The organism is Dehalococcoidia bacterium, assembly GCA_040902535.1.
Lineage (GTDB): Bacteria > Chloroflexota > Dehalococcoidia > DSTF01 > JACRBR01 > JBBDXD01.
This window is the reverse complement of record JBBDXD010000013.1, coordinates 1-8,645: the sequence shown is the minus strand read 5'-3', so window position 1 is coordinate 8,645 and position 8,645 is coordinate 1. Positions and strand designations below refer to the sequence as shown.

At 65.6% G+C, this 8,645-nt stretch carries 13 protein-coding genes; 5 read left to right on the top strand and 8 right to left on the bottom strand.

Annotated elements, in window-relative coordinates; all coding sequences use genetic code 11:
* Window positions 1–140: 140 nt before the first annotated feature.
* From WEB52_06170 to WEB52_06160, 3 genes are all read right to left on the bottom strand, one after another.
* Complete coding sequence (locus WEB52_06170; protein MEX2226014.1) at window positions 141–491, bottom strand: hypothetical protein; 351 nt, start codon at window positions 489–491, stop codon at window positions 141–143.
* Window positions 492–716: 225 nt separating this feature from the next.
* A complete protein-coding gene (locus WEB52_06165; GenBank protein ID MEX2226013.1) occupies window positions 717–1,529 on the bottom strand; it encodes an enoyl-CoA hydratase-related protein in 813 nt (270 codons plus the stop codon).
* A 233-nt stretch (window positions 1,530–1,762) separates the two neighbouring features.
* A complete protein-coding gene (locus WEB52_06160) occupies window positions 1,763–2,353 on the bottom strand; it encodes a GNAT family N-acetyltransferase (GenBank protein ID MEX2226012.1) in 591 nt (196 codons plus the stop codon).
* Window positions 2,354–2,536: 183 nt separating this feature from the next.
* Here WEB52_06160 and WEB52_06155 point away from each other — a divergent pair, with 183 nt between their 5' ends.
* The 5 genes from WEB52_06155 (at window position 2,537) to WEB52_06135 (ending at window position 6,211) form a co-directional block, all read left to right on the top strand.
* Complete coding sequence (locus tag WEB52_06155; protein MEX2226011.1) at window positions 2,537–3,325, top strand: nitroreductase family protein; 789 nt, start codon at window positions 2,537–2,539, stop codon at window positions 3,323–3,325.
* Between the two features lie 106 nt (window positions 3,326–3,431).
* The gene (locus tag WEB52_06150) at window positions 3,432–3,809 is read left to right on the top strand and encodes a hypothetical protein (protein MEX2226010.1); all 378 of its coding nucleotides are present in this window, start codon (window positions 3,432–3,434) and stop codon (window positions 3,807–3,809) included.
* A gap of 136 nt (window positions 3,810–3,945) precedes the next feature.
* Window positions 3,946–5,136: a hypothetical protein gene (locus WEB52_06145; protein MEX2226009.1), complete on the top strand. Its 1,191-nt coding sequence runs from the start codon at window positions 3,946–3,948 to the stop codon at window positions 5,134–5,136.
* Window positions 5,133–5,645, top strand: a complete 513-nt coding sequence (locus tag WEB52_06140; GenBank protein ID MEX2226008.1) for an NUDIX hydrolase — start codon at window positions 5,133–5,135, stop codon at window positions 5,643–5,645. Before WEB52_06145 ends, WEB52_06140 begins: the two co-directional genes overlap by 4 nt.
* A gap of 62 nt (window positions 5,646–5,707) precedes the next feature.
* Complete coding sequence (locus WEB52_06135) at window positions 5,708–6,211, top strand: pyridoxamine 5'-phosphate oxidase family protein (GenBank protein ID MEX2226007.1); 504 nt, start codon at window positions 5,708–5,710, stop codon at window positions 6,209–6,211.
* A 36-nt stretch (window positions 6,212–6,247) separates the two neighbouring features.
* Here the strand turns inward: WEB52_06135 and WEB52_06130 are convergent, their stop codons facing one another.
* The 5 genes from WEB52_06130 to WEB52_06110 form a co-directional block, all read right to left on the bottom strand.
* Window positions 6,248–6,634 (bottom strand): hypothetical protein, encoded by a 387-nt coding sequence (locus tag WEB52_06130; protein MEX2226006.1) that lies wholly within the window; start codon window positions 6,632–6,634, stop codon window positions 6,248–6,250.
* Between the two features lie 166 nt (window positions 6,635–6,800).
* A complete protein-coding gene (locus tag WEB52_06125; GenBank protein MEX2226005.1) occupies window positions 6,801–7,178 on the bottom strand; it encodes a response regulator in 378 nt (125 codons plus the stop codon).
* Window positions 7,179–7,180: 2 nt separating this feature from the next.
* The gene (locus WEB52_06120) at window positions 7,181–7,444 is read right to left on the bottom strand and encodes a hypothetical protein (GenBank protein ID MEX2226004.1); all 264 of its coding nucleotides are present in this window, start codon (window positions 7,442–7,444) and stop codon (window positions 7,181–7,183) included.
* 41 nt (window positions 7,445–7,485) lie between these two features.
* Complete coding sequence (locus tag WEB52_06115) at window positions 7,486–8,217, bottom strand: response regulator transcription factor (GenBank protein MEX2226003.1); 732 nt, start codon at window positions 8,215–8,217, stop codon at window positions 7,486–7,488.
* 103 nt (window positions 8,218–8,320) lie between these two features.
* On the bottom strand, window positions 8,321–8,560 hold the full coding sequence (locus WEB52_06110) for a hypothetical protein (GenBank protein MEX2226002.1): 240 nt from the start codon (window positions 8,558–8,560) through the stop codon (window positions 8,321–8,323).
* Window positions 8,561–8,645: the final 85 nt, after the last annotated feature.

Sequence of the window (8,645 nt, the reverse complement as noted above, 5' to 3'; positions counted from 1 at the left end):
GATCATCAGTGAGGATTCGAGGAGTTCGCCGAGGCCGATGATCGCGGCGAGCCACGTTATTGGAAGCGGGAGGCGGGAGGCGGGAGGCGGGAGGCGGGATTGGAGGGACGGCCCCGCAGAGGGGCGGAGGCGCAAAGGTTTTAGGAGGTGCGATGGTTGCGTCGTTGCTGTTCGTCGGCGAGTTGTTGGCCTGTGCGGATGCCGGAGATCATCAGTGAGGATTCGAGGAGTTCGCCGAGGCCGATGATCGCGGCGAGCCACATGAGCCACGTGACCTGCGCGATCCAGGCGGCGCCGAACAGCATGAGCGCGATGCCGACGATCGCCATGCGGAAGCCGGTGAGCATGTTCAGCGTCTTGTTGCGGTCGGAGAAGGGCGCGCGCAGTCCGGCGAGGTCGCGTCGCAGGCCGAAGAATGCCATCACGACGCCAGCGGCGATCATGGCGGTCGCGGGGTAGATGCGGTACGTGACGTCGGCGATGGCGTCCATCGTGGGTAATGGTAGCGGGTTGGTCGATCAGTCGGTCAGTGGGGGTGGAACCACAGATGGGCACAGATGTTACAGATGGGAATCGGTCGTCAGTCGTCAGTCATCGGTCGCCGGGGGTCGCGGTGGCGCCAAGCCGGTGGGATGGTAGGCGCGTGCGCGCGGGAGCATCCGCGGACGCAGCTGAAGCTACGTCCCTACTTTCCCGTTCGGGGAGCAGATGCTGGGTTAGTGACCGGTGAATTTTGGTTGGCGGCCTTCGACGAAGGCGCGGGGGCCTTCTCGGGCGTCTTCGGTGGTCTGAGCGATGGCCATCGCGGAGGACGCCATCTCGAAGGCTTCTTGCCATGAGGCGTCGAGGCTGCGGTAGACGAGACGCTTTGCGAGTTGGATGGCGACGGCGGGGCCATCGACGATGCGTTGGGCGCGCGCGCGCGCTTCGGTGAGGAGATCATCGGGCGGCACGACCTTCGAGACATAGCCGATGCGCTGCGCCTCGTGCGCGTCGATGAAGTCGCCCGTCCAGATCAACTCGAGCGCCTTCGCGATGCCGACGATGCGCGGCAAGAAGTAACAGCCGCCGTCGCCGGGGATCAGCCCGACCTTCACGTACGACATCGCGAACTTCGCGGCGTCGGACGCGATGCGCAGGTCGGCCATCGACGCCATGTCCATGCCGGCGCCGACGGCCGAGCCGTTGACGGCGGCGATGTAGGGCTTGTCGAGCAGTTGCACGGCGCGCGGCACCTGGTGGACGCCGTCGCGCAGCCAGTTGCGTCGCGATGCGGCGGTGGGCGGCGTGTCGGCGCGCGCTGTTTCGGCGACGCCGGAGCCCGCTTTCAGGTCGGCGCCGGCGCAGAAGCCGCGGCCGGCGCCGGTCACGATGACGGCATAGACGTCGCGGTCGAGGCGCGCGTCTTCGAGCGCGTGCGCCCATTCCCGGAGCATGACGTCGGTGAAGGCGTTCATGCGCTCGGGGCGGTTGAGGGTGATGGTGGCAATGCCGTCGCTCTTGTCGTAGAGGATCTGTTCGAAGTCCACGGTGGAGGCTCCTTTTTCAGCGCTCACTGTCGCATATGGGGGACGTAGAACCTAGAAGCGGGGAGCGGGAACGGCAAACAGCAAATCAGGGGGACAACAGTCAACAGAGAACAGACAACAGAGTAAGACGGGGCCTGGACTCCCAGAACACGGAACTTGAGGCAGCAAACGGCGAACGGCAGACAGCAAACGAGGGGCAACAAGACCACAGACAACAGGGGGCCGGATCGGTGTTACTGGCGATTGGATTGTTGCGAGTTGCAGATGTGGTAGCGCAGGAAGGGGCGGTTCGCGGTGCGGCGGCCGACTTCGCGGAAGCCGGCGTCTTTGAAGACGGCGGGGAGGCCGCGGAAGGGGTTGTTGCCGCCTTCGACGGGGTAGGCCTCGACGATCCGCGCGCCGTGTTGCTGGGCTAGATCGAGGGCGGCCGCGAGCAGCGCACGGCTTACGCCTCTTCGGCGCATGGGCCGCGGGACATAGAAGCAAACGACAGACCACACGTGCTGGTCGTCGAGCGGGGCGGTGATGCGCGATCGCGCGAGGCGCAGATAGTCCTCGCGCGGGGCGACGGCGCACCACCCCACCGGGACACCATCGGCGTACGCGAGGATGCCGGGCGGCGCGGGGGCGGTGTCGACGGCCTTCTTCATCGAACGGCGGTTGGCTTCTGCGGTGCGCATTGTGTAGTTGACCGCGAGCCGCGGCCACATGCACCAGCAATGGCGGGTATCGAAGCGGCTGTTCATGAGCGCGGCGAAATCGCGCCAGCGGTCGGGCGTCAGGGCGTGCGTCTCGATGATGCCGGATGACGGTTCGGTCGCCATGGTGCGATCGTACCTCAACACGCTGCTGTGCCGTCCGAGGGTGGCGGCGGGCCGTTCGGCTGTTGCCCGTAGGATGCGCGGGCACGACACTGAGGCACGCTTCGGGACAGCAAACAGCAAACGGCAAACGGCAAAGCATCGCTCGAGGTGGGACCATCGGCGGGTGCTAACGCGGGAGGAACGATGGAGTTCAAGGAAGTCATCGGGCGGCGGCGGTCGATCCGGTTTTTCGACCCGGACCGGCCCGTCGAGCGCGAGAAGATCCAGAAGATGCTCGAAGCGGCGCGGCTGGCGTCGTGTGCGGTGAACGCGCAGTGGGCGCGCGCGATCGTGGGGTTCCGCGACGAACTCAGCGAAGACCAGCTCAAGCGGCTGAAGACGCCGGTCGCGACGTTGAACGTCGACATGGCGCCGGTACACATCCACTTCTTCAACGACCTGAGCATCGTCAACAAGATGCAGGGCACGCGGCTCAAGGAGCTGGTCGATGTCGGCGCGCTGGCGCCGACGCATGGCTGGAGCCACAAGTTCGTCGACGACTTTGTGTATCCGCAGATCCTCAAGCCGATGACGCAGGGCCCGGGCTATCCGATCGCATCGACGTTCGACGTGGGCATCGCGGTGTGCCAGGCGCTGCTGACGGGCGTCGACGAGGGGCTGGGCGTGGGGCTGGTGACGCTCAACGGCGCCGTGCTGAAGGAAGTGTTCAAGACGCCGGACGAGTGGATCCCGCTGCCGACGATTCTGGTGGGGTATCCGGCGGAGTCGTGGGACGGCGGCGGGCAGCGGCCGCGGCCGCCGTTCGAGGAGTTGTACTTCGAAGGGGAGTTCGGGAAGCCGTTCAAGCGCGACGAGAAGGTCGTCGAGGAGTTGAAGTCGGCGAAGATGATCCAGGAGCCGGCGAAGCCGAACGACCCGAAGCGCATCGAAGAGATCAAGAAGCTGGCGGAGAAGTACGGGTTGCCGATGTAGGGCGTCGGCGCGGTACCGGCACTGGAGGCTGGACGCTGGAGGCAGCACTGGCGCGGTGGTCTAGTCGGAAGTCAGATGTCGGAGGTCGGAGGGGGTTGAGGTCCTGGTGGGTGCAACGGATGAGCAGCCGGTCGAGCTGAAGGCGATGCTCGAGTACGCGAGCGTGCGCGCGTGGCTCGATGGGCTGCGGCAGCACTGGGGCGGCGACCCGGCGAACGATGATCCGGAGCGGCTGCCGATCCTCGAGGCGTTCTGCCGGCGCATCAACCGCGATCCCGACCAGATGATCAAAGAGACGACGATGATCAAGGACGGTGAGAAGCGCATCAGGACGAAGGGGCGCGAGCGGTACGTCGGGATGATCGACGCGTGGCAGGCGGGCGTCGAGGGATCGCGGATGCGCAAGACGAAGTACGGGAACACGGTGCGCAGCTTTCTCATTCACAATGGAGTGCTGATGCAGTCGGGCGTGCAGGCCGGGTAGTTCGTCAGTCTTTCAGTCTTTCAGCCGTCAGCGGTCAGCCGCAACGTGGCCATATACATAGAGAGTGGGTGCGCGTACGGGTGGCGGTGGCGATCCGTCGGGACGGCGCCGGGCATTCCGCATATGCTGCGGGATGATGCGGTACGCAATTGTCGGCTTGCTCATGGGCACGCTCCTGCTCTCAGCGTGCGGCGACGGCGCCAACGAGGCTGCACGAATGAGCGCGCGGCCATCGGCGACGAGCGAGGCGCCTGTCTCACCGCCCGCTGCGACTCCGAGTGAGGAGGTTACGGTCGTACGAGCCGAACCGGCGCGGCAGGTGACCGGGCTCTTCACGGAACCACGCCCCAACGCCGTCGTGCGGCATATGCCGCGTCAGCCAAGGTCAACAGTCGTCAACTGGGACGGCTCTTCGACGATGGTCTATGACACGCTGACCGGCGTGGCGACGAATCTTGGATCCGGTACGGTCGGGCGGTTCAGCCCGGACGGCACGAAGATGGTGTGGATCGCCCGCGCCGACGACACGCTCACTACCGGCGAGGCGTGGATGATCACTCTCGCGACGGGCGAGCGACGCATGCTGGGGGAAGGGCGACTTGTCGGATTCGTCGACGATCAGCACGTCGGCGTGACCAACCAGAACAGCACCGAGGTCATCGATCTCGTGACCGACGACCGCGAGACGGTCGATGGGATTCCGTACAATCCGGACTTCTCGATGCAAACGACGCCCGACGGTTACGTGCTGCGCGAGGAACTGCTCAGCGACACCGACGACCGATTGAAGCGGTGGTCCCTGACGGATCCGGCGAGCGGACGGCTGCTGCTTGCGTTCGACGCTTATCGCGTCGAGCCGGCTGGCCGCGGCGCGCTGGCCGTCGCGACCGAGCCGTCCCTCGTGGGAGAGCCGAACGACCGGGGCTACCGGAAGGGCACCGTGAACGTGTTCCTGCTCGATATCACGAGCGGAGCCGCGACGTTCATCGCGACGTCGCCCTGGGCGTACGCGAACTGGCCGATCGCCGGGAATGACCGCTACATCGCGTGGACCGATGGGTACTGTGACTTCGAAGTCCCCGGCTCCACGCGGATTTATGACAGGACGACCGGGCAGATGTCTCAGTTCAGTGAGAGACTCTGGGTGACGGCGATCACGCCCGACGATGTGCTCGTGGCCGGCGCATTCGGCCCGAAGGAACTGATCGACATCAAGACGCGAGCGTTCCGCTTTTCGCTTGACGGCGCTGGGGACACGCAGTCAACGTCCGACTATCGATACATCTCGGCGGGGCAGTTCGGCGGCCACGGAGGCCTGTGTCCGTGAGCGCGCGCGAGCAGTTGCGGTTTTGTCCGCGATGCGCGGGGGCGTTGGAGTGGCGGCCGCAGGGTGAGGCGCGGGCGCTGCACCCGACGTGCGAGGCGTGCGGGTCCGTGCTGTGGCAGAACCCGAAGCCGAGCCTCGAAGCGCTGATCGTGCGCGAGCACGACGGCGTGCGCGAGGTCCTGCTGGGGCGGCGCACCGACGGCAGGTGGGACGCGCCGGGCAACTTCTTGAACGCGGGCGACGGCATCGAGGACGCGCTGGTGCGCGAGTGCCGGCGCGAGATGGGCATCGAGGTGGGCGTCGAGGAGATCGTCGGGGCGTTCGAGGATGAGTATGCGGGCGCGCCGATCGTGACGCTGGTATATCGATGCCGGATCGCATCGGGTGAGCCGCGTGCGGCGGACATCATCGAGGACGTGGCGTGGTTTGGGCTCGATGCGCTGCCGGAGATCGCGTTTGCGTCGATCGCGCGGGCGCTGGACGTGTTGCGCGAACGGCCATCGAGCTAGAAGATTGCTGACGCTGCGAAGCGCACGAACAGCCCCACATTTGAACGGTCGGGAGGCGTGATATGGGCGGCGACGGTTCCTCGAAACAACCTCGGGCGTCCCGACCTGAGCGCCCCGAGGGCTACTGGACGAGCAGGCCGATCCCGTGGCGCTGGGCGCGCCAACGGCTGGTCGACGCGCGCAACTACTGGATCGTGTCGACGCGGCCGGATGGGCCGGGTCACGCGCGGCCGGTGTGGGGCGCGTGGGTCGATGAGACGCTGTACTTCGATACGGGGTCACGCATTGGCACGCATCTCATGCAGCGCCCGGACGTTTCGGTGCATCTCGAAAGCGGCGACGAGGTGGTGATCATCGAAGGCACCGCGGAGCGGGTTCGCGACGAGGCGCGCATCGCGATCTTCCTGGCGTCGTACAACGCGAAGTACTCGATACCGCTCACTGCGCCGCCGGGGGCGCTGTTCGCGGTGCATCCGCGGGTGGCGTTCGGGTGGATCTCTGACCCGACGGGCGATGACGGCGGGGCGATTTACGGCAGCACCGGCACGCGTTGGGATTTCGGCTAATTCAGCGCGGCGACGGCCTGGAAGTCGCCGTGAGAGCTACGCGGTGGTGCTCCGCACGAGGTCCGTCGCCATGCGCGCGATCTCGTAAGACATGACGAGGATCACCGCTGCGCCAAGAACGTGGAACGACGCGTCGAACTCGCCCTGCTGAATGGGGAACGCCCAGATCGGCTGGATGGCGGACACGACGGTGAGGATGAACGTGAGGACGATGAGCGCGCGTGACGCCTTGGCGAAGAAGGCCAGCGGGATAAGCAGGGTAGGCGTGAAGTGGAGCGCCGAGTAGCCGAAGTCCTTGTGGGCGTCCATGCCTTCGCCGCCCAGCTGCGGCAAACCGAGTCCGGCGAGGAAGAACTGCACAAGCACGCCGAGCACGAATAACCACGCGAGCGCCGCCAGTCCCTTTTGTGCTATTCCCTTCACATTGCCTCCTCATCGATCCGCCGACGCGTCATGCACGGCAATCTGCCAAGGTCAATTGTCTGGCGCAACGCCTGACCCTCTGGCGTCATCTCGCGTGGCTCCGCCTGACATCGCAGCGGCGCCCGGCGGACAGGCGAGGGCGCTCGTCCTACACTTTCGGGCCATGCTAGTCCGGCGATGTTTTTGCGACGAGGGCGCGCTCGACCTCTTCGATGAGCGTCGATGGCTGGAAGGGCTTCGCGACGACGCCATCGGCGCCACAGTTGTCGAGGCCCTCGGCGGTGCTATCGCCGGTTATCAGCAGCACGCGGGGCGGTTCGGGGTTGGTCTTAAGGGCGCGACAGACGTCGAGGCCACTGAGCTTCGGCAGGCCGACATCGAGCAGGACGAGGTCCGGTCGCTCGCGCCAAGCGACCTCGATCGCTTCGCAGCCGTCGCTGGCTTCCACGAGGCGCGAGCCCGTCGGCTCGAGGGCTGCTTTGAGCAGCTCTCGCACGACGGGCTCGTCATCGACCACGAGTATCGATTTTTCGCAGAGCGTCACGGTTATCTCTTGCTCGCCCTCGACAGCGAGACGGTGAGGCGCACGTCCTTGAGGACGTCTTTCGCCGCATCGCCTTGTCCGATATCGATGCAGTCGCAGTAGGCCGCGAAGATCGAGCGGTCCAACAGGCGCAAGCCCTGGTCGTTCAGCTCATCGAAGTGGTCTCTTCGGAGCCGGAGCAGTCGCCGGAGACGCTGCAGGTAGCCTTCGCGGAGCTGGTCGGAGGTCGCCTGGGCGATCGCCGGCAGCGTGAGCTTCTGTTTCATGGGCCGGTTCTCTTTCGATGCCTTCGCGTTGCTCATAGTCATCAACCGACCGCTTCGGAGCTGCTCTCGCCGAGGTCAGGCCCGCTTTCGAGGCCGACGATGCCCTTGCGAATCGCATAGCGAATGAGATCCGTGCGGTTCTGGGCGTGCAGCTTCGACATGATATGCGCCTTGTGCGCTTCGACGGTCTTGACGCTGATGAACAGTTCGTTGGCGATGCGCTGGTTGGAGTAGCCCTCGGCGATCAGTTGCAGCACTTCGCGCTCGCGGCTGGTGAGCAGGTCGTAGCCGGACTTCGCTTCGGGCTTCTTGGCCTGCCAGAGGTAGTCCTGCACGGCATCGCCATCGCTGATGGCGGAGCTGAAGTAGGTGTTGCCGCGGTGCACGGACTGAATGCCGAGCAGCAGCTCTTCGACGTCGGACTTCTTGACGACGTAGCCGCTGGCGCCGGCGCGGAGCGCGGCGAGGATCTGCTCGTCTTCCATGTAGCCGGTGAGGATGAGCACCTTCGCCTTGGGGGCGCGGCGGCGGATCTGGCGCGTGGCTTCGAGGCCGTTGAGGCCAGGCATCACCATGTCCATGAGGACGACGTCCGGGTGCAGCTTTTCGACGGCGTCGAGGGCTTCGCGGCCGTTGGCGGCATCGCCGACGACTTCGACTTCCTGCTGGTTTTCGAGCAGCATACGGAGGGCCTGCCGCAGCACGGCGTGGTCATCGACGATGAGGACCTTGATGCGGCTGGCGTGCATGCGTGGTGCGCTCTGGTTGGTCATGTCTGGAATCCCTTCCGTTCGAGGCTGCTGACGGTGCAGCCCGGCGTCCTGATTCGATCGTTACGCTTACTCCCCTAAGGGTTTTCCCTTACGGGAGGCGACGTTACCACACGTTGTCTCGCCCGGGCAACGCTGTGCCGGCGCTGTTGTCGGGGAGCAGCTCGACGGTCTTGTTGAGGGAAGCTGCTTCATCGTAGACGCCCTGGCGGCTGGCACCCTCGACGCTGGCGGGATATTCGCGCTCGATGCCGCAGCGCTTGCAGCGGCCCTTCACCACGTCGTCCTCGGGCAGGCCGAGCAGCCAGTGGTGGACGCAGTTCTCGGTGAGGGTGTCAGCGGTCATTGGGTCATTGCCTCCTCGACCAGCGGATTATGGTCGTGGGATCGAAGCGAGCCCATGAGGGAAGACCCTTAGTTTCCGTAGGGGA

Excerpts from the sequence above, each read along its gene's own strand:
- WEB52_06170 (MEX2226014.1), bottom strand. The coding sequence starts at position 491 with ATGGACGCCATCGCCGACGTCACGTACCGCATCTACCCCGCGACCGCC.
- WEB52_06160 (MEX2226012.1), bottom strand. The coding sequence starts at position 2,353 with ATGGCGACCGAACCGTCATCCGGCATCATCGAGACGCACGCCCTGACG.
- WEB52_06155 (MEX2226011.1), top strand. The coding sequence starts at position 2,537 with ATGGAGTTCAAGGAAGTCATCGGGCGGCGGCGGTCGATCCGGTTTTTC.
- WEB52_06145 (MEX2226009.1), top strand. The coding sequence starts at position 3,946 with ATGCGGTACGCAATTGTCGGCTTGCTCATGGGCACGCTCCTGCTCTCA.
- WEB52_06135 (MEX2226007.1), top strand. The coding sequence starts at position 5,708 with ATGGGCGGCGACGGTTCCTCGAAACAACCTCGGGCGTCCCGACCTGAG.
- WEB52_06120 (MEX2226004.1), bottom strand. The coding sequence starts at position 7,444 with ATGAAACAGAAGCTCACGCTGCCGGCGATCGCCCAGGCGACCTCCGAC.
- WEB52_06115 (MEX2226003.1), bottom strand. The coding sequence starts at position 8,217 with ATGACCAACCAGAGCGCACCACGCATGCACGCCAGCCGCATCAAGGTC.
- WEB52_06110 (MEX2226002.1), bottom strand. The coding sequence starts at position 8,560 with ATGACCGCTGACACCCTCACCGAGAACTGCGTCCACCACTGGCTGCTC.